The sequence below is a fragment of the Mesorhizobium sp. WSM4815 genome, assembly GCF_055811575.1.
This window is the reverse complement of record NZ_JBVVQS010000102.1, coordinates 417,000-441,842: the sequence shown is the minus strand read 5'-3', so window position 1 is coordinate 441,842 and position 24,843 is coordinate 417,000. Positions and strand designations below refer to the sequence as shown.

The window sequence follows — 24,843 nt, the reverse complement described above, 5'->3', positions numbered from 1 at the left end:
AAGAGAACACATATGCCTCATAACCCCACCTCCGCCAGCCACGCGGCTTCAAGCGCGCCGCGCATCCGCGACTGGTCGCTGTCCTGGCAGATCGGGGCGGTCGTCCTGGGAACCGTATTTCTGGCGCTGGCGTCTTACATCGACGTGCCTATGGTTCCGGTGCCCGTGACCATGCAGACCTTTGCGGTCACCCTGATCGGTGCGGTCTACGGCTGGAGACTCGGCGCAGCCACGATCGTTGCATGGTTGGTCGAAGGCGCGATCGGGTTGCCGGTTTTATCTGGGGGCGCTGCCGGTGCGCATCACTTTGTCGGCCCGACCGCCGGATACCTCTTTGCCTTCCCCGTGGTCGGCGCGCTCACCGGATGGCTGGCGGAGCGCGGCTGGAACGGCAACCGCCCCTGGCTGGCGTTCGTCTCCATGCTCCTGGGAAACGCGCTTTGCCTCGTGCTGGGCGCAGCATGGCTTTCCATCGCCATTGGCATCGAACAGGCAATTGTCCACGGCGTCACGCCGTTCCTGATCGGCGGGGCGCTCAAGTCGGCATTGGCCGCGATGACGCTCAAGCTCATGACACGCGCGCAAAAATGACCATCCGGCTGCGGCCGCACCATCTCCTTTGCCTGCTGACTTACGCAGGCAAAGGTTACAGCGCTGCGTTCGTCGCCAATTTCGACGCGATCGCGGCTCGGCTCTCCGCAGGCGAACACATGCTGATCGTCTTCGGGCCTGACGATATTTGCGCGCCCCTGCTCGGTGAGGCGGAGCCGCACTGCCTTCGCGACAGCGTGACGGAGCGCGACCGTCAGGCGGCGGCCAGTGTTGGTACGCTTCTGGGGTACTCGATTGCCGAGGACATGGAACTTCAGCTCCATCCCTCGCTTCTGCGAACTATGCGCGATGCGTTCTCTTCGGGCCGCACCCGGGGTGCTTGCGGCGGGTGCGAGTGGTTTGACCTTTGCAGTTCAATCGCCGCTTCAGACTATGGAACGGTGGCACTCCGGTGAAGGCAACGCTCGCAGTGGGACGATTGTCGGGGTCGCCAACCCGGATCAGTGATCCATCGCCTTGACGATTTCTTCGGTCATCTTCTTGGCGTCGCCGAGCAGCATCATGGTGCCGTCCTTGTAGAACAGCGTGTTGTCGATGCCGGCATAGCCGGAGCCGAGCGAGCGCTTGACGAACAGACAGGTGCGAGCCTTGTCGACATCGAGGATCGGCATGCCGTAGATCGGCGACGATTTGTCGTCGCGGGCGGACGGGTTGGTGACGTCGTTGGCGCCGATGACATAGGCGACGTCGGCCTGCGCGAATTCGGAGTTGATGTCCTCGAGCTCGAACACTTCGTCGTAAGGCACGTTGGCTTCGGCCAGGAGCACGTTCATGTGGCCGGGCATGCGGCCGGCGACCGGATGAATGGCGTACTTCACGTCGACGCCATTGGCCTTGAGCTTGTCGGCCATCTCACGCAGCGCGTGCTGCGCTTGGGCGACCGCCATGCCGTAACCAGGCACGATGACGACCTTCTGCGCGTTCATCATCAGATAGGCGGCATCGTCGGCCGAACCCTGCTTGACCGTGCGCTCGATGCCGTCGTCGGCAGTGGCGGACGTCTCGCCGCCGAAGCCGCCGAGGATGACCGAGATGAACGACCGGTTCATGCCCTTGCACATGATGTAGGACAGGATCGCGCCGGACGAGCCGACCAGCGCGCCGGTGATGATCAGCGCCAGATTGCCGAGCGTGAAGCCGAGTGCCGCAGCCGCCCAGCCTGAATAGGAATTCAGCATCGAGACGACCACCGGCATGTCGGCGCCGCCGATCGGGATGATGAGCAGGACGCCAAGGACAAGCGATGCCGCCACGATCAGCCAGAACACCAGCTTGGACTCAGTGGTGACGAGCAGCACGATCAGCACGACCAGCCCGATGCCGAGGGCGGCGTTGATGAAGTGGCGGCCGCCGATCATGATCGGCTTGCCCGACATGCGGCCGTCGAGCTTGAGGAAAGCGATGACCGAGCCGGTGAAGGTGATGGCGCCGATGGCGACGCCGATGCTCATCTCGATCAGCGCCTGGGCGTGGATGTCGGCGACCGTGCCGATGTCAAAACTTTCCGGCGCATAGACGGCGGCAGCCGCCACCATGACGGCGGCAAGCCCAACCAGCGAATGGAAGGCGGCGACCAGCTGCGGCATCGAGGTCATGGCGATGCGCCGTGCAGTGACCGCGCCGACCGAGCCGCCGATCAAAAGACCGAGCACGATGAGGCCGAAGCCTCCGGCCGAAGGGGTCGCCAGCGCCAGCGTGGTGACAATGGCGATGCCCATGCCGATCATGCCGTACATGTTGCCCTGGCGGCTGGTGGTCGGGTGCGACAGGCCGCGCAATGCCAGGATGAACAGGATGCCGGAGACCAGATAGAGGAAGGAGGCGAAGTTGGCGTTCATGGCGCTCTACTTGTCCTTCTTCTTGTACATCGCCAGCATGCGCTGGGTGACGAGAAAGCCGCCGAAGATATTGACCGAGACCAGCATCAGCGCAACGAAACCGAAGCCGGTGGCGATGCCGGACGCCGAGATGCCGACGGCAAGCAGCGCGCCGACGACGATGACCGAGGAAATGGCGTTGGTGACGGCCATCAGCGGCGTGTGCAGCGCCGGCGTGACCGACCAGACGACGTAATAGCCGACAAAGATCGCCAGCACGAAAATGGCGAAGCGGAAGACGAACGGATCGATCGCCCCGCCGGACAGCGCGTGCGCGGCGTCGCCCGCCGCATCGGTGCCGCCTGGAGCTGTGGCCAGATCCTGCACAGCGAGCCGGACGGCGGCGGTAGCCTGGTCGAGCTGGTCGAGGGCTTTCTGCAAGGTCTGGTCCATCACGCGATCCCTTTCGACTTATTAGCGGGCGATTTGGGTGCGGCAGCTTTCCTGGATGCGGCAGCTTTCTTTGGCAGGGCTGGATTTTTTGCAGCGGCGGGCTTCGCACGCTCGGCCGAGGCGATCATCACCGCCGGCTTGCCGGCGAAGGCCGGATGCACGACCTGGCCGCCATCGGTCAGCATCGTCGCCTTGGCCAATTCGTCGTCGCGGTTGATGGCAAGCGTCTTGGTGGTCTTGTCGACCAGCGTCTCGAGGAACGCAAAGAGGTTCCTGGCATAGAGCAGCGAGGCGGAGGCAGCGACGCGGCCCGGCACGTTGAGATGGCCGACGATTTTCACGCCGTTGGCCGTGGTCACCACCTGCCCGGGCACGGCGCCCTCGACATTGCCGCCGCGCTCGACCGCCAGGTCGACGATCACCGAGCCCGGCTTCATCGAGGCGACCATCGCGGCCGAAACCAGCTTCGGCGCCGGACGGCCCGGGATCAGCGCCGTGGTGATGACGATGTCTTGCTTGGCGATGTGCTCGGCAGTCAGCGCGGCCTGCTTGGCCTGGTATTCCCTGGACATTTCCTTGGCGTAGCCGCCAGCCGTCTCGGCCGCCTTGAACTCCTCATCCTCGACCGCCAGGAACTTTGCCCCCAGCGAGGCGACCTGTTCCTTGGCGGCGGGACGCACGTCGGTGGCGGTGACCACGGCACCGAGACGACGCGCAGTAGCGATCGCCTGCAGGCCGGCGACGCCGACGCCCATGACGAAAGCTTTCGCCGCCGGCACCGTGCCCGCCGCCGTCATCATCATCGGCAGCGCCCGGTCATATTCGGCAGCCGCGTCGATCACCGCCTGATAGCCGGCGAGGTTGGCCTGGCTGGACAGGACATCCATCGATTGGGCGCGCGTGATGCGCGGCATGAACTCCATCGAGAAGGCGGTGACGCCGGCCCTTGCCAGAGCATCGACGGCAGCATCGTTGCCATAGGGATCGATGATGGCGATGACGGCACTGCCCGGGCGATAGGCCTTCAGCTCCGCCTCATCAGGCCGGCGCACCTTCAGCACCACATCGGCCTTGGCGACATCGCCGGCCTTACCGATCGCAGCGCCGGCCTTGGCGAACTCCTCGTCGGGAATGCGCGATGCCGTGCCGGCGCCGCTTTCGACGATGACGTCAAACCCCAGCCCCGCCAGCCGCTTCACCGTGTCGGGCGAGGCAGCAACGCGCGGCTCGTTCGCATCGAGCTCACGAGGGATGAAAACCGTCTGTCCCACCGCATGATCCTTTCGGCTGGAACCTGTCTGCGCAGGACGCCGACCGAACTTCCGGCGATGTCGCGGGCAAGGGGGTTTTGAAGAATTTACCGGAGAATGAAAGCGCCGACGGCGAGGATCAGAACGAACAGGACAAAGCCCGAGAAGAAGCCGCCCGCAAAGAAGCCGAAAGCCATTGCCAGAAGCACGGCGGCGCAAAACAGCGACCCGTATTTGGCGAGCATGATAAAGCCGGCATAGGTGCGGTCGTGCTCGGCATAGTCCATCTTCGCGCCTAGTTCGACAGGACCGGTCGGCGAGTGATCAGCCATAGGAATACCCCTTCGAAGACATCTTTCAGGCACATAGCGAAAAGCCAGGCCGAGGGCAATGGCGCTATTGCCGCATCGCTGGAGACAACAGCCTCAAAAGAAAATTGGAGCCGCCAGATGCAGGATGTCGTTTCGGAGGCGCTCGCGGCTGCCGCCCTCGCGCTTGCTTTCCAGCTAACGCGCCGCGCCTGCCGACATTTTCAGCCGGCGAGTTGCGGAAACAGCCCAAGCAGGCCGACGACGATCAGGTAGAGCGCGACGATGTAGTTGAGGAGTCGCGGCATCACCAGGATCAGCACGCCGGCAATCAGCGAGATCAACGGAGTGAGCGCGAGCGTGGGAATGGTCATGTCGGGTTCCTTTCGGTAGAATTTCCGCCGAAGCGATGCAGATTGACATCGTCCGCGCACCACCGGCGCGCCTCCCAGAACGCCGAAGCGGCCTGAAAGCTCCAGCCGCGCTCTCAATTTGCCAATTGTCAGGCGGCTTCGCGGTAGTATTTGGCGGTCGGCAGAATGGTCAGCGGCGCGAGTTCACCGGCACTGGGTGTCTCAAACAGCATGCGCTGCTCCATCGGCGTCGACCGAAAGAATGGGAAACGCTGGAGTACCCGCTCCAAATTGATCTCGTAGTTCGCGTCATAGAGCACCACGGGAACGGTGAATGGAGGATAGTCTCTCGGTTGCCCCACTTGCACGGCACCGAAAGTCCGCTGGTAGAAAGCCGTGTGTTCCTTGCGGATCACGCCGAGACAGGCCGTCACCTGGAAGTGGACGCTGGCAATTAGTGCTAGCCGCAACGTAACGTAAGGCAGGGCACGATGCATCGATATGAAGTCCGGGTCGGCTGCCAAGAGCGTCGGATTGACGAAGGATTCGCCGCGAAGCAGCCGCGGATGAAGCAGATCGCCAAATCTGGTCATTGCGGGCGCGTAAGGTTCGCTCGGTGTCAGATGATGAAGACGGAGCGTACACACGAGGGAATTGTCGACGAAGACACCAAAGCGATAACAGTTCGGCGTGTCGTCGAGCACATCCATCATCATCTGGTCGCTGGATTCAGGCAGAAAGCCGTTCAGCCGGTAAGCCTTGTAGCGAAGCCGGTAAATCGCCTCCATGTCTTCACCGCTTTCGCAGCGCCTGTATTCCACGCGCTCAAGAAGGGTCGAAACATTGCGCGAGAAGGAAGACATCCCGCTGAGGTCGGTCGGTCGGTCATCCACATGAACAACCCCATCGGATACCGCCACAATACAATTCCCTTCTGCCATCTTCCCTGAAAACCTATCGTGTGCGGTCGTGGCATAAAAGATGGAAATCCAATCGAAGTCGTTTACCTAATATTAACCTTAACTTGCCGCCGCGGCACGTCTGGTCAAGTTGGTCGAAAATGAAGCGCGGAAATCAGCTAAGCGCACGTTTGCCCGCCGGCTTTTTATCGATGGCGAATGGCCAGACCGTGGTAGCCATCGTTCCGATGCCGGACGCTGTCAGCGCTGAACCAAACAAAAAGCCCTGGACCATATCCGGTTTGATAGAATGCGTCAGAATGTTGAGCTGCTCGTATGTCTCAACGCCCTCGATAGTCACGTTGAGACCGAGAACTCTGATGAGTTCGACCACGCCCTTCAACAGCGCGAGCGAACTCGGGTTGTGGGTGACGTCCATCAGGAACGAGCGGTCAATCTTGACCTTGTCGAGCGGCAGCTTGTGGAGATAGCTCAAGCTCGAATAGCCCGTGCCGAAGTCGTCTAGCGCAATGCGCACGCCAAGCCGTTTCAACTCCTCGATATACTGACGCGTCAGCGATTTGTCGTCGAGAAGCGCGGTCTCGGTGACCTCGATTTCCAAGCGGCCAGCGGCGAGGCCGGAGTTGGCGAGCGCATCACGGACTTTCTGGACGATGCCACTGCTGCGGAAATCCTTGGCCGAAAGGTTGACCGAGACGCTGGTCGGGTCGGGCCATTTAACGCATTCGGCACATGCCGCCTGCAGGACAAATGTGCTGATCTCGGAAATGATGCCCATTTCTTCGGCCAGCGGAATGAAGATGCTGGGCGAGATCGGTCCGAGATCGGGGTGATCCCAACGACACAGCGCCTCGCAACTGGCGATCCGCATCGTGCTCATCGCGACGATCGGCTGATAGACCACCCGCAGCGCCTTGCTTTCCACTGCGGTGCGCAGATCCGCCTTCATCAGCTGACGATCGCGAAATGCCGCATCCATCGAGGCCTGGAACAACCGCCAAGTGTTCTTGCCGAGTTCCTTGGCCTTGTAGAGCGCGAGGTCCGCCTTGACGATCATGGCGTCGACATCGGTGTCCCTGACCCGCGAAAGCACCGCGCCACCGCTGGCCTGGATGCGCAACCCATGGCCGGCGACGTCGACCTCGCCCTGCAGTTCATCGAAAATCCCGTCGATTTGGCTGGTCAGGTGGCTCTCATCCTCAACGCGATCGAAAAAGATCATGAACTCGTCGCCGCCGAAACGGCTGACGGTGACGCCTGGTCCGGCGATCGCTGCCAGCCGCTCCGCGACGGCGTAGATCAATCCGTCGCCGACCGGGTGGCCAAGCGTGTCGTTGACGTTCTTGAAGTCGTCGAGGTCGAGCACGGCGAGCCCGCAGAGACGCTCGAGATCGCCGGATGCCATCGCCTCTCCGATCAACTCCTGGAAATAGGCGCGGTTAGGCAGGCCGGTGAGGCTGTCGTAGCGCGCCATGAAGCGGATCTTGCTTTCTGCCTCGACGCGGGCCGTCACATCCTCGAATGTGATGACGCCCAGTTCCTGGCTGCCCTCACGCGCCGAGAACTCATAGTGCTGCCCATTCGCGAGCGAAACGAGAACCCTGCGGTCGCGGCCCTCGCGCAGGGCGCGCGTAAGCTGGGCTTCGATGTAGCGGCAGTCCTTCGACGCCAACATGCCGCCGGCAACGCCGCGCATCAGCAGGCCGTGGATCGATCGCCCGAGCAGCGCGTCGGGCGACTTGAGCGACATCAGGTGCGCGGCTTCGGCGTTGGCCACCACCACCCGGCCATCAGGGCCGAGCATGACAAGCCCGTGCGACATGGTGTTCAGCGCCCGATTGAAGCGCTGGGCGAGGCGGTTCGCCTTCTTCTCTTCGCTGATTGCTGTAAACAGCACCTTTCGAACAAGATGCGCCATCTTGTTGATGGTGAACATGAAGGGGATGACAAAGAGGCCCAAAATGACGTTGTACACGTCGCCCTTCAGCATCAGGCCGACCGCAATCGGCGCGACCACGGACACGGACAGGATGGCAACCATCTTTCGGGAGCCGAAATTGCGGCCGGCGATGGTGATGGTGCTTGCCAACACCAGCGACACCGCTGCAATCTCGCCAAACAGGTCCGGAACCACGTAGAGGCATACGAACGCGAAAAGTCCGACCGCGGCCCCATGAATCGTCCCGGCAACAATGTAGTAGCGTTCCCAGGCAAGCGCGGATTGGTAGGTGACGATGGTGTCGGGACTGACCCTCCGGATCGCAAGATAACGGCCGATGCTAGCGGCAACCATCAGGATGGCGAGCGCGAGATAGATTGCCGCAGACGTTTTCCAGTACACGAGCAGGGCCATAGCGCCTTGCGTGAAGGCACCAACGAGCAAGATGCCTGCGTCGCGAAATAGCGAGCGAACGAAGCCAACGTATACGTCTTCGGATATGTCGTCGGGTCGATCTATGTTCATGACCTTGCGGTGTCGCGCGAACCGCAGTCATGTCATAACCGCATTAAGAAAGGTTTAGAGGGGGCCCATCTCGGGGCCTGCGTCAAGCCTGTTGAGCTTCTTCAGATAGGGCATATCGATCACTCGGCGGCCTGGAGTTCCGGCCGAGCCGGTGTCTTCGCCAGGCGATCGAGCAGCCTCAGGCGCTCGCCAGCGGCCTTTTCGGCGCTGGCCCGCCTGACGTGACCATAGCCGCGAATGAGTGCCGGCACCGAGGCAAGCGCTGCCGCGGCCTCGACCTTGCCTGGCGCCAGCGCGCCGGCGACAAGCTCCAGGTCGGCCTCGTACTGCGCAAGAAGCTGCCGTTCCATACGCCTTTCGAAGCTGTAGCCGAACACATCAAAGACCGTGCCGCGCAAGCCTTTCATCGCTGCCAGCAGGCGGAACCCCTTCATCATCCAGGGACCGAAGCTCGACTTCCTCGGCTTGCCGTCCTTGCCGCGCCTGGCCCCGATCGGCGGGGCGAGATGGAATTCGAGTTTGTCGTAGCTCTGGAACTGCTTGCCCAGTTCAGCGGCAAAGGAGCCATCGGTGTAGAGCCTTGCCACCTCGTATTCGTCCTTGATCGCCATCAGCTTGAACAGGTTCCTCGCGGCGGCCTCGGTCACATCAGTCGAACCGGGCGCCACGCTGGCTTCGGCCTTGCGCAGCACGGCCACTCTGTCGGCATAGCGCTTGCCATAGGCGACGTTCTGATAGGCGGTGAGGAAGGCGACGCGGCGGGTGATGACGTCATCGAGCGTTTCGGCGACAGCAGTGTTCTGTGCAGCCGCGCCCGGCTGGACGACGAGGGTGCGCACGAAATCCGGCTGGTGGGCGGCGCGGCGGCCCCAGCGGAAGGCTGAGACGTTCATCGCCACCGACTGGCCGTTGAGCTCGATCGCCTTTTCGACTGCCTCGGCAGACAGCGGCAAGCCGCCGTGCTGAAAGGCGAAGCCGAGCATGAACATGTTGGCGCCGAGCGAGCTGCCGAACAGCGCGGTGGCGGTGCGGGTGGCATCAAAAAAATGCGCCTTGTCGTCGCCGGCGGCAGTGCGGATCGCCTTTTTCAGCCGCTCAACCGGCAGCGAGAAATCGGCCGACCGGGTAAACTCGCCGGGCATGATCTCCGCGGTGTTGGCGAGGAAGATCGTGTGGCCTTCGCGCACCGCGGCGAGCACCTTTTGGGCGCCCGACACGACGAGGTCGCAGCCAAGCACAAGATCTGCCTTGCCGGCCGAAACGCGGATGGCATGGATATCGCCTGGGCTGCGCGCGATGCGGACATGGGTGAACACCGAGCCGCCCTTCTGGGCAAGGCCGGCCATGTCGATCATGCCGCAGCCTTTGTCTTCGAGATGAGCCGCCATGCCAAGCACCGCGCCGATGGTGACGACGCCGGTGCCGCCGACGCCGTCGATGATCGCCGCCCAGCCTTGGTCACCGAGAGGGAATTCCGCGGGCGTGGGAACGCCGTCGAGCGGATCGGTGGTGCCGGCCATACCCTCGGCCTTCCTGATCTTGGCGCCATGCACGGTGACGAAGGACGGACAGAAGCCGTTGATGCAGGAGAAATCCTTGTTGCAGCTCGACTGATCGATCTTGCGCTTGCGGCCGAATTCGGTCTCGACCGGCTGGATCGACACACAATTCGACTGCACCCCACAATCGCCGCAGCCTTCGCAGACCAGTTCGTTGATGAAGACGCGCTTGTCGGGATCGGGGAAGGTGCCGCGCTTGCGGCGGCGGCGCTTTTCGGCGGCGCAGGTCTGGTCGTAGATCAGCACGGATGTGCCTCTGACCGCGCGCAATTCGCGCTGCACGAGGTCGAGGTCGTCGCGGTGATGGATGGTGGCGCCGGCGGGGAATTCGACCTTGCCGGTATATTTGGCCGGCTCGTCGGTGACGATGGCGATCCGCCCGACGCCCTCGGCCCGCACCTGCCTGGCAATCATGTCCACGGTCAGGCCACCCTCGTGCGGCTGGCCGCCGGTCATGGCGACGGCGTCGTTGTAGAGGATCTTGTAGGTGATGTTGGCGTCGGTCGACAGCGCGAAGCGGATCGCCAGCGCGCCGGAGTGGTTGTAGGTGCCGTCGCCGAGATTCTGGAAGATGTGGTCGCGCTTCGAGAACGGCGCCTGGCCGACCCATTGCGCACCCTCACCGCCCATGGCGGTGAAACCTACGGTGTCGCGATCCATCCACAGCGCCATGAAATGGCAGCCGATGCCAGCGGCGGCGAGCGAGCCGTCGGGCACCTTGGTCGAGGAATTGTGCGGGCAGCCGGAGCAGAAGAAGGGCGTGCGCGAGGCGATGTCTGTTGTCTCGGCGAGCATCGCCTGGAACTGGCGAAGTCTCGCCACCCGCGCGGCGATCTCGTCCGACGGACCGATCGTCCGCAAGATTCTCTCGCCGAGCGCGATGGCGATGTCGTTGGGATCGAGCGCGCCCTTGGCAGGGAACAGCCCGTCGCCGCGCTCGTCCTTCTTGCCGACGATGATCGGCAGCATGGCCGTGCCGTAAAGGTTCTCGCGCAGTTGCACCTCGATCAGCGAGCGTTTCTCCTCGACGACGACGATGGTGTCGAGTCCGCGAGCGAAGTCGGCGATGTGCTGCAGGTCGAGCGGCCACGGGCAGCCAACCTTGAACAGTCTGATGCCGATGCGGTTGGCGGCGGCCTCATCGACACCGATGTCTTCCAGCGCCTGGCGTACGTCGAGATAGCTCTTACCGACGGTGACGATGCCAAGCTTCGGGCCACTGCCGCCGGAATAGACAATCCGGTTCAGCCTGTTGGCGTGGATAAAGGCTGAAGCAGCGGCGCGCTTGTATTCATGCAGTCGCTCCTCCTGGCCGAGCATGTCGATCTCGTTGCGGATGTTGAGGCCGCCGGGCGGCATCTCGAAGTCCGGGACGACGATATCAAGCCGTTCGAGCGCGGCATCGACCGAAGCCGTCGATTCGATGTTGTCCTTGACGCATTTGATCGCCGCCCAGGTGCCGGCGAAGCGCGACATGGCAATGCCATAGAGCCCATAGTCGATGATCTCCTGGACCCCGGCCGGATTGAGGATCGGCACCATGGTGTCGACAAACAGGAACTCGGTCGCGTGCGCGTTGGTCGAGGATTCGGCCATGTGGTCGTCGCCCATCAGGGCGAGCACGCCGCCATGTCTTGACGAGCCGGCAAGATTGGCATGGCGGAAGACGTCGCCGGAGCGGTCGACGCCCGGTCCCTTGCCGTACCAGACCGAAAAGACGCCGTCATGCGTGCCCTCGCCCAGCAATTCGGCCTGCTGCGATCCCCAGCAGGCGGTGGCCGCGAGTTCCTCGTTGAGGCCGGGCTGGAAGACGATGTCCGACTGGGCGAGCTGCTTCCTGGCCTTCCAAAGCTGCATGTCGAGGCCGCCGAGCGGCGAGCCGCGATAGCCGGAGACGAAGCCAGCGGTGTTCAGGCCAGCCTGGCGGTCGCGCTCGCGCTGCATCAAAAGCATGCGGATGACCGCCTGCGCGCCGGAAAGGAAGATGCGCTCCTTTCTCAGGTCGAACTTGTCGTCGAGCGCGACATCATGCAGCGTCATCAGGCATTTCCTCTGCGGAGGCCGCAGTTCGAGCGCAGCCAACGTCGGAGTTGGAGGCTGCAGTGTTTCTCCCCTTGCCGGGCAGGTCAAACAAAATCGAAGATGCCAGGCGAAGCGCAACAAACGATCCGGTCCACGCCCGATGCTGTAAGAAACGCTCACCAATTGGTCCGTCAGCGCCAAGAAAATTCCGGCCGCGACCGATACCGGCGATGTTGCGTCAGCCGGCCTTCGAGCAGTCGGGCTTGGGCGCGCCCGGCAGCTTGCCGTCCGGATGACCGGCAAGCTCTGGATTGGGCGTATAGAGCTGATCGATGACAAGCGGCCGGTCGGGCAGGACCGATTGGTCCTGAGTCGACATCAGCGTGGTGTCGATCTTCTGGAGGACTGCACCTTGGGTATCCTTGATGCTGATCGATATCGCATAGGGCCTGTCCTTAGCGATGCAGGAAAGCGCCGGGCTCTCCAGCGACACCTTGCCGAGCTTCGGCCAGATTTTCTGTTCGACGATCAGCGGCTCGCCGCCTGCTGGGTTCTGGAAGCTGGCAACGGCAACCTGTCCTTCGTCCATAGGCTGCAGCGGCCTCAATGTGACGACAAAGGTTGCCCTTGCGAGGCGATAATTGAAGACGACCAGCCTGCCGGAAATCTCGAACAATCTGCCTTCGCCGTCCTTGCCGGTATCGCGGCAGGCGCCGAGCGTTGCCGCTGCCACGAGCATGGCGCCGACAACGGCCAGGCGCAAGATTTTCCTAGACATTGGCGGTCCCTTCGGCTGCCGTTCGGCGGCGATAGTGGCGACTTGCCTTCTGGCGGTTGCCGCACACCGCCATGTCGCACCAACGACGGCTGGAATTGCGGCTTCGGTCGAGAAACAACCAGCTGCAATTGGGGCAGATCCTCAGCCTTGCGACGGTGTCAGCCTGCAGCAGCGACAGTGCGGAAACCGCCAGTGCCGCCTCGAAGGCGATGGGCGTCGCCGGCTCGCCGAACGGCCGTCCCGGCGCACCGATCTCGGTGCGGCCGTCCGCGAGACCGTCGGCGCAGGCCTTCAGGAAGCCAGGCAGATCGCCTGTAGTGACCGCGCCCTTCGACACCGCACGACGAAACAGCCGGTCGGTCGTCTCGCGGATCGCCAGCACGACCGGCGCGATCTTGTCCGGGAACGGCGCTTCGAGCCGCCTGCCGCCAAGCTCGGCGGCGCGAAAGACGCTCGCCGCGTCGGCGAAACGGGCGATCTCTGCCGGATCCTTGAACCGGTCGAAGGTTCTCCGGGGATCGCCGCGCAGCACGACGGTGTTCGCCGTGTCGAGCGCAAGAAGGCCGCCAGTGAAGCGGTGCGGGATCCAGGAAACCGTCATGGGCGCCATTTCTAACCGATAAGCTGCGTTTGACAAGTTAGATTGCCGATGCAAATCTGCTCCGCACGGACGCGGTTCTCCGCGATCCAAGGACATTGGCATGCTCTATTTCTTCCAGCAGGTGCTGAACGGGCTGCATTCCGGCGCGCTCTATGCCCTGCTCGCCTTCGGCTATGTGCTGACCAACGGCATCCTGCACCGGACGAACCTCGCCTATGGGGCGCTGTTCGCCTTTTGCGGACAGACGATGATCCTCACCGCGGCCTTCGGCTATCAGGCCCTGTGGCTGACCCTGTTCGCGGCCGTCGCGCTCGGTATTGTCGCGGCGTTCCTGTATGCGGGGCTGATCAGCCATGTCCTGTCGCGCAGCATCTTCGAGCCGCTGGCCGATCGCACGCCCAATGCGATCGTGGTGACGACGCTGGGCATATTGCTGCTGCTGTCGGAGGCAAGCCGCATCGCCGCTGACACGCATGATTTGTGGCTGCCGCCAATGCTGGCCCAGCCCATCATTTTTGCGAACGGGGCCAACTTCAATGCCACCCTGACGCTTATCCAATTGCTCGACTGCGGGATCGTCGTGGCAACCATTGTGCTCGCCTCCTGGGCGTTCGCCCGCTCGAGTTTCGGCCGGCGCTGGCGCGCCGTGTCCGACGACCCCAACGCCGCCGCCATGTGCGGCGTCGACGTGCGCGCGGTGTTTCGGCACGCGGTGCTCGCCGGCGGCCTTTGCGCGGCGCTGGCCGGTGTCCTCGCCGGCCTCTACTATGGCAACATCAGCTTCGGCTCCGGCCTGGTCTACGGGCTGAAAATCCTGTTCGTGACGGCGGTGGGCGGCTATCTCTCGCCGTTGCGGGCAGCACTTGGCGCTGCCGCTTTCGGCATGGCCGAATCGCTGTGGGCCGGCTACTTCCCGGTCGAGTGGCGCGACGCCTGGATGTATCTGTTGCTCGTCGCCATGCTGGTGCTGATCGGCGCCGGGCGAGACCAGAGCAAGATCGTCTGACTGCGCCAACCTGGGTAGCGCTAGCCGCAGACGCCACTTTGATTTTTGCGCATGATCCTCCCGCGGCTGTTTCGCCCCTTCCCCATGCCACAAGATTGTTTTACTCGGTCTGCCCTGTGTTGACCCGCCGGTCCACGCACGGCATACCGTTGGGCCACATCGAAGCGGCGGAAAACAAGCGGGAATCGGCGCGTCGCTAATACTTTGAGTCACGCATCGTGCCTTCCGAAAATCGACACCGATTTTCGGGCCGAAGCGTAAAGGGAGGAATGTATGGCAGGGCTTCTCACTCTATCCAGAACGATTGACCGTGTGAACGAGTTCATCGGCAAATGGGTGTCGTGGCTGATCCTGCTGGCAATCCTGGTCAGTGCCGCCAATGCAGTCATCCGAAAGACGTTCGACATGTCGTCGAACGCGTGGCTGGAATTGCAGTGGTATTTGTTCGGCGCCGCCTTCATGCTGGCCGCTGCCTACACGCTTAAGCAGAACGACCATATCCGCATCGACATCGTCTACGGCATGTTCTCGCGCCGCGTGCAGCACTGGATCGACCTTTTCGGCCATCTCTTCTTCCTGATGCCGTTCGTGACGCTGATGGTGATCTATTTCGTCCCCTATGTGTCACTGTCGTTTCACAGCGGCGAAATGTCGAACAATTCCGGCGGGCTGATCATCTGGCCGGCGAAGGCGATTCTGCTGGCCGGCTTTTTCCTGCTCGCGCTGCAGGGCATCTCGGAGATCATCAAGAAGATCGCCATCATGCGCGGCGACATGGACGATCCCACACCGTTCATATCGGTGCATGAACAGGCCGAGCTCGAAGCGAAGGCGCTCGCCGAAGAGGTGCGCTCGTGATCGAGTTCATCGCCCAGAACATGGCGCCGATCATGTTCGCCTCGCTGGTCATCTTCCTGCTGATCGGCTACCCGGTCGCCTTCTCACTCGCCGCCAACGGCCTGCTGTTCTTCTTCATCGGTGTTGTGCTGTCACCCTATTCGGGCGGATCGATCAATCTCGCCTGGCCGCTGCTGCACGCGCTGCCGGATAATTTCTACGGCAGCCGGGTAATGTCGAACGACACGCTGCTGGCCATCCCGTTCTTCACTTTCATGGGCATCGTGCTCGAACGATCGGGCATGGCCGAGGACCTTCTCGACACGATCGGCCAATTGTTCGGACCGATCCGCGGTGGCCTCGCCTATGCCGTGATCTTCGTCGGCGCGCTGCTTGCCGCAACCACGGGCGTGGTGGCTGCCTCCGTCATCGCCATGGGCCTGATCTCGCTGCCGATCATGCTGCGCTACGGCTATGACCGCCGAGTGGCGTCCGGCGTCATTGCCGCGTCGGGCACGCTCGCCCAGATCATTCCGCCGTCGCTGGTGCTGATCGTTCTGGCCGACCAGCTCGGTCGCTCGGTCGGCGACATGTATGCGGGTGCGCTGATCCCGGGGATGGTTCTGACCGGCCTTTACACGACGTATATCGTGATCATGTCGATCATTAGGCCGAACTCGATGCCGGCCCTGCCGCTGGAGGCCCGCACCCTCGGCCACGGTGTCCTGTCGCTGCTGGTCGCGGTGCTGGCGGCAGTCGTGGTTTCCTACGCGGCCTATCGCTATCTGGCGCCCTCGCAGGGCCAAAACGCCGACATCCTCGGCGCCACCATCGGCGTGATCCTCATCTATGTCGTGGCAATCGCCGACCAGCGCCTGAAGATCAACATGATGTCGCGGCTGGCGCAGCAGGTGATCATCGTGCTGATCCCGCCACTGGCGCTCATCTTCCTGGTGTTGGGCACCATCTTCCTCGGCATCGCCACGCCGACCGAAGGCGGCGCCATGGGCGCTGTCGGCGCGCTGATCATGGCGGCGATGAAGGGGCGGCTGTCGCTGGACGTGATCAAGCAGGCGCTGGCGTCGACGACGCGGCTATCCTCCTTCGTGCTGTTCATCCTGATCGGCGCGCGCGTGTTCTCGCTCACTTTCTACGGCGTCAACGGCCATATCTGGGTCGAACACCTCCTGACATCGCTGCCGGGCGGCGAGATCGGCTTCCTGATCGGCGTCAACATCCTCGTCTTCCTGCTCGCCTTCTTCCTCGATTTCTTCGAGCTCGCCTTCATCATCGTGCCGCTCTTGGCGCCGGCCGCCGACAAGCTCGGTATCGACCTGATCTGGTTCGGCGTGCTGCTCGGCGTCAACATGCAGACCAGCTTCATGCACCCGCCGTTCGGCTTCGCGCTGTTCTACCTGCGTTCGGTCGCCGCCCGGGTGCCCTATCTCGATCGCCTCACCGGCAAAAAGATCGCGCCGGTAACCACCGGCCAGATCTATTGGGGGGCGGTGCCCTTCGTTTGCATCCAGGTGATCATGATCGGCTTGACCATCGCCTTCCCGCAAATGGTGATGCACTACAAGGGCACGGCAGCGGACCCGGGCACGATCGACTACCAGGTGCCGGAAACGCCGAGCCTGTCGCCGCTCGGCGTTCCGCCTGCGGATGGCGGCACGGCGCCGACTGCGCCTGCACCGGATCTGTCGCAGCCGCCGAATTTCGGTGAAACGCCGGCTGCCAAGCCGGCAGCGCCAGCGCCCGATCTGTCGCAACCACCGAGTTTCAATTGACGCCGGAGGCTCTACAGACATGAAAGCGGTGCGGCTGGAGGGCGTCGGCAGCATCGCCCTTCGGGAGGTCGACAAGCCGGTGGCCGGGCCGGACGATCTCCTGGTGCGGATCGAGGCATGCGGCGTCTGCGGCACAGACCGGCATCTTTTCCATGGCGAATTTCCCTGTACGCCGCCGGTGACGCTCGGACATGAATTCTCCGGGATCGTCGAGGCGATTGGTACCGCCGTGTCCGGCTTTTCGGTCGGCGATCGCGTCACCGGCGATCCCAACATCGCCTGCGGGCGCTGTCCGCACTGCCACGCCGGTCGCATCAATCTCTGTCATAATCTGGTTGCCATCGGCATCCGCCGCGATGGCGGCTTCGCCGAATATGTCGTGCTGCCTCACAAGCAGGCCTTCCTCCTCCCGAACGACCTGAGGCCGACGCATGGCGCGTTCTGCGAGCCGCTTGGCTGCTGCCTGCATGGCGTGGACCTGGCGCAGGTCAGACCCGGCTCCTCGGTCGCCGTGCTGGGCGGCGGCGTGATCGGCCTGCTCACCGTGCAACTGGCGAGGCTTGCCGGCGCGACGACAATCATCCTGTCGACGCGTCAGGCCTCGCGGCGTGCCCTTGCCAAAGAATTGGGCGCGACGGCAACGGTCGATCCAATCGCTTGCGATATCATCGACACGGTCGTCGGTCCGTCGGGCCTCATGCCGGGCGGCGTCGATGTGGTGTTCGAATGTGCTGGCGTAAGAGAGACGGTCGAGCAATCGATGCGGCTCGCCAGGGCCGGTGGCACGGTTGTCGTTGTCGGCGTGATGCCTCAAGGCATGAAAGCAGAATTCGAACCTTTCGACCTGTTGTTCCGGGAATTGAGGGTATTGGGCTCTTTCCTCAATCCGTTTACGCATCGCCGAGCTGCCGATCTCATAGCCTCGGGTGCGATCGAGATCGACAAGCTTATCTCCCGGCAGGTGACGCTTGAGGAGGCGGCTGCGGTGATCGCCAATCCGCCTGCGCCAGGCGAGGTCAAGGTGCTGGTGCTGCCGCGCTGATCAGCAAATAGAAGCGCTTCGGCGCCACGCGTCCGAAGAACGCGTGGCGCCGAACTGTCGTCAGAGTTTGGCGGAGCGCTGCTGGACCATCATGAAGGTATCGTAATTGTACTCGGCCACCTGCGCCCAGAGATAGTGCTCCTTGCGGAACGCCTTGATCGAGTCCCATATCTTCTTGAACGGCGCGTTTGAGGCTTCCATCTCGGCATAGACCTCGTTTGCCTTTTCGAAGCAGGCTGCCAGGATTTCCGGGCTGAACGGACGCAATTTGGCGCCCGCTGACACCAGCCGCCTGACGGCCGCCGGATTCAGAAAGTCGTATTTCTGCAGCATGTTGGCGTCGGCGGCCTGCGCGGCGGTGCGCACCAGCGCCTTGTAGGCCGGCGAAAGCTCCTCGTATTTCGCCTTGTTGAACATCAGATGGACGGTCGGCCCGCCTTCCCACCAGCCAGGATAATAATAATTGGGAGCGACCTTGTAGAAGCCGAGCTTCTCATCGTCATAAGGGCCGACCCATTCGGCGGCGTCGATGGTGCCTTTTTCCAGCGCTGGATAGATGTCGCCGCCGGCGATCTGCTGCGGCACGACGCCGAGCCTTTGCACCACTTTGCCGGCAAAGCCACCGATGCGCATCTTGAGGCCCGAAAGGTCAGCGACGGTGTTGATTTCCTTGCGGAACCAGCCGCCCATCTGCACGCCGGTATTGCCACCGGGCAAGCCAAAAAGGCCCTGCGTGGCGAGAAACTCGTTGAACAGGTCGATGCCGCCGCCGTGGTAGTGCCAGGCATTGATGCCGCGCGCGTTGAGCGAGAACGGAACCGCGGCACCCAAAGCCCAGGTCGGGTCCTTGCCCCAATAATAATATGCCACCGTATGGCAGGCCTCGACGGTGCCGGCGGTGGTGGCATCCGCGACCTGCAGGCCGGGCACCAGTTCACCGGCAGCGAAGACCTGCACCTGGAAGTTGCCGTCGGTCGCCTCTGAGAGCATCTTGGAAAAGACCTCGGCGCCGCCATAGATCGTATCGAGGGACTTCGGGAAGGACGACGCCAGGCGCCATGTCACTTTCGGGTTGGTTTGGGCGATAGCCGGCGCGGCAAGCGCCGCCGTAGCCGCCGCAGCGCCGACACCGGTCACACCGGCCTTGCGGATGAATGATCGACGATCCATGAAGTCCTCCCTATTGGATCAACAGACCGACGTTCGGGAGATGCTCTGTGCCCCGGATCGGCTTCGCGGCAAACAATACACGGGCAAGAAGTCGAGTCCAGCCATGGGAGCCGGTTTTGCCGGCGGCGTTTTCGCGAAAAACGCGGGCGCGAACACACCTACTGCAACTTAAGTCTAACGCCCTTCCGTGGCCCATGCGACATGCCGAACTTGTCATGGCAAAGCGCCGTCGGATCGCCTATTTTAAAGGCAGAACATATCCTTGCACTGAATGGACCCGGATCAAAAATGCAGCAGCCGCTAGTCGCCATATCGACCGACGTCCGCCAGTTCGACAACTACACCTGGCATGCCGCTCCGCAGCAATATCTGGAGGCGGCGCTTTCGGCGGCCGGCGTGTTCCCGGTGCTGGTGCCGTCCTTCGGCGACCGGCTCGATTTCGATGAACTCCTGTCATCGGTCGACGGCGTCATGATCACCGGCTCGAAGTCCAATGTTCATCCCTCGCACTATGGCGGCGATGCCAGCGAGGCCAACGGCCCCTACGATCCGGCCCGCGACGCCACGACGCTGCCGCTGATCCGCAAGGCAGTCGAGCGCGGCGTGCCGCTGCTCGCCATCTGCCGCGGCATCCAGGAGATGAATGTGGCGCTGGGCGGCACGCTGGCCGCAGAAATCCAGGAGCGCGAGGGGTCGCTGGACCATCGCGCACCGGCGAGCGACAATCAGGACGAACGCTTCGCCATCCGCCAGACCATTTCAATCAAGCCCGGAAGCTGCCTCGCCGGCGTGTTCGGGGCAGGCGACATCATGGTCAATTCGGTGCACCGCCAGGCCATCGACCGGCTCGGCCCGAAGCTGCAGATAGAGGCGGTAGCCAGCGACGGCACGGTCGAGGCGGTTTCGGTGCGCGACGCCCGCGCGTTCGCAGTCGGCGTCCAGTGGCATCCCGAATACTGGGTCAAGTCGGACAGCGTCTCAGCAAGGATATTCCGCGCCTTTGGCGACGCGGTGCGCCTGCACGCCGCGGCGAAATCCGGCGCGTGGGCCGCCGCGGAATAGTTCGTCGGACGTCAACGTCAATCGCTGCTGGCCGCCAGCGACAGCAGCGGCAGGGCTGGTGCGTAGGATTCATAACCGTCGCCGTCGGCGACGCCGAAAGTGACGATCGGGTCGATGCCGTTCGCGCTGAAGGTGACCGTGCCGTCATCCTGCTCGCGCCAGAATTTCGCGCGCTCGATGCCGGGCAAGACCCGGTGGCAATTCGCAGTGACTGTCAACAGCGACAGGCCATGCGCAACCTCAGTGCCGCGCTTGACCGCGCAGGACGCTTCGTCACCATTGGCCACCAGCCGGTAGTCGCCGGGCGACTGCGATGACTCATCGGCTGTGCGGCCTTCGCCTGCGCCGCTGTGAAACAGCTGAACGCTGCCGAACAGCGCGACCACCGCTATCAATGCAGCAAGTGCTTTCATCTGCGTTCTCCGGGTGTTTGGCGATAGATAAAGATGATTTCAAAGCGTTAAACCGTGGTTAACAAATAGGAAAGCGTGCCGCTCAGCTGCGCGCCTTGAGCTTTTCCGTTTCCGGCACCGGCGTCAACGCCCTCCCTTTCGAAAACCAGGAAATCAGATTGTCGACGCACAGATCGGCCATGGCGCGGCGGGTATGTTCCGAAGCCGAGCCGACATGCGGCAAAAGTGAAGTGTTGGGGGCGGCGAGCAGCGCCGGCGGCACGTTCGGCTCGTCAGCGAAGACGTCGAGCCCGGCAGCGGCGATGGTGCCGCCGGCAAGCGCCGCGGCAAGTGCTGCCTCGTCGACCGTGCTGCCGCGACCGATGTTGACGAAGACGCCATTCGGGCCGAGCGCCGACAGGATCTCGGCGTTGACCGCCTTTTCCGTCGAGGCGCCGCCGGGCGCCACCGAGATCAGCGTATCGACCGCCTCGGCAAGGCCTTTCAGCGTGCCGTGGTATTCGTAGGGCAAGCCTTCGACCTGGCGCCGGTTGTGATAGGCGATCGGCAGCCCAAAGGCCTCCAGCCGGCGCGCAATGGCGAGACCGATGCGGCCCATGCCGAAAATACCGACACGACGGCCGCGCAAGGTCAGCCGGCTCAGCGGATAGTTGCCATCGCGTGCCCAACTGCCGTCGCGCAGCCAGGTCTCGGCGCGCGGCAGCTCGCGAACGGTGTTGATCAAAAGCCCGATCGCCGTATCGGCGACCTCCTCGGTCAGCACATCCGGCGTGTTGGTGACCATGACGCCGCGCTGCGCTGCGTGACGGGCATCGACCGAATCATAGCCGACGCCGAAATTGGCGATGATCTCGAGATTCGGCAGCGCGTCGATGAGGGCTGCGTTGATCCCGCCAAAGGCGGCAATGCCGCGCACCGTCCGGCGCATCTCGTCGGTGACCAGCGACGCATCCGGCCGTTCGATCCAGGCGCGGCTGAACGTCCGGTCGATGCGGCCGACCGCGTGGTCGTTGAATTGGCCCGGCACCAGAATGGCGACTGCTTGCTGCTGTTCGGCTTTTGTCATGCACGTTCCACTGGTTTGCCGGTCGACTGGCGCACATGCAGTTCCGGCTTGATCAGTTCCTGCGACGGCCGCACCATCTGCCCATTGAGCTTGTCGAGCAGCGCGCTGGCGGCGCGGCGGCCGACTTCACGCTGGCCGTTCCACACGGTGGTCAGCGCCGGCGTCGCGATCGCCGCTTCCTCGAGATCGTCATAGCCGGTCACGGATATGTCAATGCCCGGCACCAGCCCGGCGCGTGCAATGCCGTTCATCAGGCCGATGGCGACGAGGTCGTTCCAGCAGCAGGCCGCGGTCGGCTTGTCCTTCAGCGCCAGGAACTGCCCGGCGGCCTCGAAGCCAGCCTGTTTGGTGCGCGGGCCGGGGATGCGCCAGGACGGCCTGACCTCCAGCCCTGCCGCCTCCATGGCGTTGAGATAGCCCTGGTAGCGGTCGCGGCCGGTCGAGGTCTGGTCGGTGCCGCCGATCATGGCGATGCGTTTATGGCCGAGCGAGATCAGATGGTTGGTGGCTAGCCCGGTGCCATAGGCATCGTCGCCGCGAAACACCGGCACGTCAGCGCCTTCGACGGTGCGTGCGATCAGCACCGCCGGCAGGCCGTTTTCCTCGGCCATGAAGATGTCTTCGGGCGGCGTGCCGATGGCCGGCGACATGATGACGCCGTCGGCGCCAAGCTGCAGAAGCGTGTCTATGAAGGTGCGCTGCTTTTCGAGCTGGTCGTAATGGTTCGACAGGATGAAGGTCTGCCGGCTGCGGTCGAGCTCGCTTTCGATCGAGCGCAGGATCTCGGCGAAAAAGGGATTCATGATGTCGTGGACGACGACGCCGACGATGCCCGAACGCGAGGTGCGCAGGCTGGCGGCGCGGCGATTGTAGATATAGCCGATGGCGCGGGCATGTTCCTTGATGCGGTCGCGGGTGATTCCAGCAACCAGCGGGCTGTCGCGCAGGGCCAGCGACACCGTGGCCGTGGACACACCGAGCGCATCCGCGATCGTCGAAAGCTTGATCTTCTGTGCCAGCGCCTTGCGCTCCCCCGACGATCCAGAGCTGATCCATGATCTCCAGCGAAACCGGGTGCCCGTTTTCGGGATCATGGTCTAAACAGTTTAAACGCGGCCTTATGCCACCCTTCCGAAACAAATCAAAGTTTTTTTGCCAGCGCATCCACCTCGACGTCGAGGGTAGCGCGGTTGCGCACGCGAAGCCGGTGCTCGCGATGAACGATATAAAAGCCGCTGGCGACGATGACGAGCACCGAGGACACCGAGCGTCAGCAGGATGAACCAGTGTCGATATGCATCAGGGATGCATGCGGGCACCTTTGGTGATCTTGTCGACAAGCTTCTTTTCGGCGCGCAGCGCGATTCCGACGACCTTCGCATCGTCGGGTGCGAATTCGGCAAAGACGGCGCGGTTCGCCGCGTCGTGGCCGGTCGAAAACATTTCGTCGACGTAGAGCGAGGTCGTCACACCGCGCTCCAGCGCCCGCCGGTGGATCGCACTTAGCGTCGAGCGATCGGCCGAAAGCACGATGATCGGCTGGATCGAGAGCGGATTATAGATATTGCCGGCGCGGTCGCGATAGGGTTCGCCGATGATGTCGCTATACTGCGCGACGATGCCGCTGGTCAGGAACGCGGTTACGTTGAGCTTTTGCCAGACGGGAAGGTTATCCTGCAGCACGATTGCAAATTTCGTGTCGAACATGAGACATTTGCCATTCGAGGTTTGTGAATGAAGCGATGTCACACGGTCTAGATGGCGAGGCCTTTCAGGGTCTTGGACGTTTGTGCGTTGACGCGGCTGAGAACTGCGTCATCTCGGCGCCCGATTGCGTCGGAATGGAGCGTATCGAGGCCCGGTTCCACGGCAGCGCCTTCGATCTCCATCGTCACGATACCTACGCCATCGGCGTGACGCTGCATGGCGTCCAGACTTTCCGGTATCGCGGCGCGATGCATCACAGCCTGCCCGGCCAGATTATCGTGCTCCATCCCGACGAATTGCACGATGGCGGCGCCGGCACTGAAGACGGTTTGCGTTACAGGATGCTTTATCTGGAGCCGTCCATCGTGCTGGACTGCCTCGATCAGACAGGCGCGTCGCTGCCTTTCGTCAGGAATGCCGTGGTGACGGATCCTGTTTTCCGCACGCGGCTGCTTGCGGCGCTCGGGCCGTTGGACCAGAAGCTGGACGATCTGTTTGTCGCCGACTTCGTTGCGCAATTGATGCAAAGCCTGACACGACATTCGGGCCGGCCGGCGAAACCGATCCCAAGGACAGCGTGGCGGGCTGTCAGCCTGGCACGCGACTATCTGGAAGAAAATGTTTTCCGTACCGTCCGTTCCGAGGAGCTGGAGGCGATCACCGGGCTCGATCGCTACGCCCTATCGCGGCATTTCCGTGCCGCTTTCTCCACCAGTCCGCACCGCTTTCTCTTGATGCGCCGGCTTCAACGAGCACGCCGCATGATAGAGGCGAGCGAGTCATTGGCGCAGATCGCAATAACGGCCGGTTTCAACGACCAAAGTCATTTCAGCAGGCACTTCAAGAAGGCGTTCGGTGTCACGCCGGGCCGCTGGTCGGCATTGGTGCATGGATCGTCGGCAGCCGCTGCCTGATGGCGTCAGCCGCGGATCATTCGTCGGCGTCGATCTCGTCATCGACGAGAACCATCTCTCCGTTCGAGAGGTTCGCCTCAACGCGGGCGAGCAGCTTGAACAGCGCCTTCTGGTCCTTTTTATCGAGCCCCTTCAGCGCCTGCTTCTCGGTCTTCTTCACCGATTTCTCGATGGCTTGAATGATTTCGCGGCCAGTGTCGGTCAGAAAGATATGGGCTTGGCGGGCATCGGCGGAGGAAGCGCGTTTTTCCAGAAAGCCTTGCGCCTGCAGCCGGTTGATGGTCTTGGTGATGGTCGGCGGGCGAACACCGAGGCGACCGGCAAGATTGCCGGGCGTCTGCCCGTCCTCACGGTCGAGCGCCAGCATGATCTGGTCCTGGCCGGCATAGAAGCCGTGCGCCAAAAGCCGCGCGGCGAGTGCCGTACGCGCCAGCCGCGCCGCCGAATGCAGCCGGCTCATTGTCGCAGTCTTGTCCGCCTTGGCCATGGCTATCCCTCTTCGGCCGAACCGGTGTGGACAGCATAGAGGCAGCCGCCCGGTTGGCAATGGACGATCAAAAAAGATCCGGCTTTGCAAAACAGCTTTGCCGGCAAGCAATGCGGTGTCCGCCGAGGCTAATGCCAGATGTTTATTTCAGTTAGATGACAAACGACTTTTCAGCGCAGGTGGTCGGGTTCGGCAGGAGCGCCGCACCGATG

24 protein-coding genes and 1 pseudogene are annotated in these 24,843 nt (G+C 62.9%); 8 read left to right on the top strand and 17 right to left on the bottom strand.

Going from position 1 to position 24,843, the window contains the following annotated elements:
• The first annotated feature begins 12 nt into the window (after positions 1–12).
• On the top strand, positions 13–591 hold the full coding sequence (locus tag AC0L2B_RS30895; RefSeq protein WP_473748058.1) for a biotin transporter BioY: 579 nt from the start codon (positions 13–15) through the stop codon (positions 589–591).
• Positions 588–1,007: a DUF1284 domain-containing protein gene (locus AC0L2B_RS30890; RefSeq protein ID WP_473748057.1), complete on the top strand. Its 420-nt coding sequence runs from the start codon at positions 588–590 to the stop codon at positions 1,005–1,007. Before AC0L2B_RS30895 ends, AC0L2B_RS30890 begins: the two co-directional genes overlap by 4 nt.
• 45 nt (positions 1,008–1,052) lie before the next feature.
• Here the strand turns inward: AC0L2B_RS30890 and AC0L2B_RS30885 are convergent, their stop codons facing one another.
• The 10 genes from AC0L2B_RS30885 to AC0L2B_RS30840 form a co-directional block, all read right to left on the bottom strand.
• The gene (locus AC0L2B_RS30885; protein ID WP_473521352.1) at positions 1,053–2,450 is read right to left on the bottom strand and encodes an NAD(P)(+) transhydrogenase (Re/Si-specific) subunit beta; all 1,398 of its coding nucleotides are present in this window, start codon (positions 2,448–2,450) and stop codon (positions 1,053–1,055) included.
• Positions 2,451–2,456: 6 nt separating this feature from the next.
• The gene (locus AC0L2B_RS30880; protein ID WP_029347614.1) at positions 2,457–2,882 is read right to left on the bottom strand and encodes an NAD(P) transhydrogenase subunit alpha part 2; all 426 of its coding nucleotides are present in this window, start codon (positions 2,880–2,882) and stop codon (positions 2,457–2,459) included.
• A complete protein-coding gene (locus AC0L2B_RS30875; RefSeq protein WP_473748056.1) occupies positions 2,882–4,153 on the bottom strand; it encodes a Re/Si-specific NAD(P)(+) transhydrogenase subunit alpha in 1,272 nt (423 codons plus the stop codon). Before AC0L2B_RS30875 ends, AC0L2B_RS30880 begins: the two co-directional genes overlap by 1 nt.
• An 86-nt stretch (positions 4,154–4,239) precedes the next feature.
• Positions 4,240–4,464 (bottom strand): aa3-type cytochrome c oxidase subunit IV, encoded by a 225-nt coding sequence (locus tag AC0L2B_RS30870; protein WP_023796798.1) that lies wholly within the window; start codon positions 4,462–4,464, stop codon positions 4,240–4,242.
• 200 nt (positions 4,465–4,664) lie between these two features.
• Positions 4,665–4,814, bottom strand: a complete 150-nt coding sequence (locus tag AC0L2B_RS30865; protein ID WP_023796799.1) for a DUF3096 domain-containing protein — start codon at positions 4,812–4,814, stop codon at positions 4,665–4,667.
• A 128-nt stretch (positions 4,815–4,942) separates the two neighbouring features.
• On the bottom strand, positions 4,943–5,713 hold the full coding sequence (locus tag AC0L2B_RS30860; RefSeq protein ID WP_236473769.1) for an N-acyl amino acid synthase FeeM domain-containing protein: 771 nt from the start codon (positions 5,711–5,713) through the stop codon (positions 4,943–4,945).
• A 154-nt stretch (positions 5,714–5,867) separates the two neighbouring features.
• Complete coding sequence (locus tag AC0L2B_RS30855; protein ID WP_473748055.1) at positions 5,868–8,177, bottom strand: putative bifunctional diguanylate cyclase/phosphodiesterase; 2,310 nt, start codon at positions 8,175–8,177, stop codon at positions 5,868–5,870.
• A 119-nt stretch (positions 8,178–8,296) separates the two neighbouring features.
• A complete protein-coding gene (locus tag AC0L2B_RS30850) occupies positions 8,297–11,776 on the bottom strand; it encodes an indolepyruvate ferredoxin oxidoreductase family protein (RefSeq protein ID WP_473748054.1) in 3,480 nt (1,159 codons plus the stop codon).
• Between the two features lie 220 nt (positions 11,777–11,996).
• Positions 11,997–12,536 carry a hypothetical protein gene (locus AC0L2B_RS30845; protein WP_473521349.1) on the bottom strand — a complete coding sequence of 180 codons (540 nt, stop codon included), beginning with the start codon at positions 12,534–12,536 and terminating at the stop codon, positions 11,997–11,999.
• Positions 12,529–13,137, bottom strand: a complete 609-nt coding sequence (locus tag AC0L2B_RS30840; protein ID WP_473521348.1) for a CGNR zinc finger domain-containing protein — start codon at positions 13,135–13,137, stop codon at positions 12,529–12,531. Before AC0L2B_RS30840 ends, AC0L2B_RS30845 begins: the two co-directional genes overlap by 8 nt.
• Before the next feature lie 100 nt (positions 13,138–13,237).
• Here AC0L2B_RS30840 and AC0L2B_RS30835 point away from each other — a divergent pair, with 100 nt between their 5' ends.
• The 4 genes from AC0L2B_RS30835 (at position 13,238) to AC0L2B_RS30820 (ending at position 17,812) form a co-directional block, all read left to right on the top strand.
• Positions 13,238–14,143 carry a branched-chain amino acid ABC transporter permease gene (locus AC0L2B_RS30835; protein ID WP_473748053.1) on the top strand — a complete coding sequence of 302 codons (906 nt, stop codon included), beginning with the start codon at positions 13,238–13,240 and terminating at the stop codon, positions 14,141–14,143.
• Between the two features lie 273 nt (positions 14,144–14,416).
• On the top strand, positions 14,417–15,001 hold the full coding sequence (locus tag AC0L2B_RS30830; RefSeq protein WP_287239047.1) for a TRAP transporter small permease subunit: 585 nt from the start codon (positions 14,417–14,419) through the stop codon (positions 14,999–15,001).
• Positions 15,001–16,770 (top strand): TRAP transporter large permease, encoded by a 1,770-nt coding sequence (locus tag AC0L2B_RS30825; protein ID WP_473748267.1) that lies wholly within the window; start codon positions 15,001–15,003, stop codon positions 16,768–16,770. Before AC0L2B_RS30830 ends, AC0L2B_RS30825 begins: the two co-directional genes overlap by 1 nt.
• A 19-nt stretch (positions 16,771–16,789) precedes the next feature.
• Positions 16,790–17,812, top strand: coding sequence for a zinc-dependent alcohol dehydrogenase family protein (locus tag AC0L2B_RS30820; RefSeq protein WP_473748052.1), 1,023 nt, complete (start codon positions 16,790–16,792; stop codon positions 17,810–17,812).
• Between the two features lie 60 nt (positions 17,813–17,872).
• Here AC0L2B_RS30820 and AC0L2B_RS30815 read toward each other — a convergent pair whose 3' ends face one another.
• The gene (locus AC0L2B_RS30815) at positions 17,873–18,982 is read right to left on the bottom strand and encodes a TRAP transporter substrate-binding protein (RefSeq protein WP_287239040.1); all 1,110 of its coding nucleotides are present in this window, start codon (positions 18,980–18,982) and stop codon (positions 17,873–17,875) included.
• Between the two features lie 288 nt (positions 18,983–19,270).
• Between AC0L2B_RS30815 and AC0L2B_RS30810 the strand changes: the two genes are divergently transcribed.
• The gene (locus tag AC0L2B_RS30810; RefSeq protein ID WP_473748051.1) at positions 19,271–20,044 is read left to right on the top strand and encodes a gamma-glutamyl-gamma-aminobutyrate hydrolase family protein; all 774 of its coding nucleotides are present in this window, start codon (positions 19,271–19,273) and stop codon (positions 20,042–20,044) included.
• Between the two features lie 17 nt (positions 20,045–20,061).
• On the opposite strand, the gene AC0L2B_RS30805 is transcribed toward AC0L2B_RS30810, so the two are convergent.
• The 5 genes and pseudogenes from AC0L2B_RS30805 to AC0L2B_RS30785 all read right to left on the bottom strand — a co-directional run bounded on the left by AC0L2B_RS30805 (position 20,062) and on the right by AC0L2B_RS30785 (position 23,230).
• Positions 20,062–20,457, bottom strand: a complete 396-nt coding sequence (locus AC0L2B_RS30805) for a hypothetical protein (protein WP_473748050.1) — start codon at positions 20,455–20,457, stop codon at positions 20,062–20,064.
• A gap of 82 nt (positions 20,458–20,539) precedes the next feature.
• Entirely contained in the window at positions 20,540–21,523 is a 984-nt protein-coding gene (locus AC0L2B_RS30800) for a 2-hydroxyacid dehydrogenase (RefSeq protein ID WP_473748049.1), read from the bottom strand.
• Positions 21,520–22,542: a LacI family DNA-binding transcriptional regulator gene (locus tag AC0L2B_RS30795; protein ID WP_077375012.1), complete on the bottom strand. Its 1,023-nt coding sequence runs from the start codon at positions 22,540–22,542 to the stop codon at positions 21,520–21,522. The genes AC0L2B_RS30800 and AC0L2B_RS30795 overlap by 4 nt, the downstream gene beginning before the upstream one ends.
• A gap of 122 nt (positions 22,543–22,664) precedes the next feature.
• Positions 22,665–22,772 (bottom strand): annotated as a pseudogene (locus tag AC0L2B_RS30790) (EamA/RhaT family transporter); the annotation flags it as partial.
• 50 nt (positions 22,773–22,822) lie between these two features.
• Entirely contained in the window at positions 22,823–23,230 is a 408-nt protein-coding gene (locus AC0L2B_RS30785; protein WP_128168385.1) for a DUF2000 family protein, read from the bottom strand.
• A gap of 35 nt (positions 23,231–23,265) precedes the next feature.
• On the opposite strand from AC0L2B_RS30785, the gene AC0L2B_RS30780 reads away from it, so the two are divergent.
• The gene (locus tag AC0L2B_RS30780) at positions 23,266–24,144 is read left to right on the top strand and encodes an AraC family transcriptional regulator (protein WP_473748048.1); all 879 of its coding nucleotides are present in this window, start codon (positions 23,266–23,268) and stop codon (positions 24,142–24,144) included.
• 16 nt (positions 24,145–24,160) lie between these two features.
• Here AC0L2B_RS30780 and AC0L2B_RS30775 read toward each other — a convergent pair whose 3' ends face one another.
• Positions 24,161–24,631 (bottom strand): MarR family winged helix-turn-helix transcriptional regulator, encoded by a 471-nt coding sequence (locus AC0L2B_RS30775; protein ID WP_473748047.1) that lies wholly within the window; start codon positions 24,629–24,631, stop codon positions 24,161–24,163.
• Between the last annotated feature and the right edge of the window lie 212 nt (positions 24,632–24,843).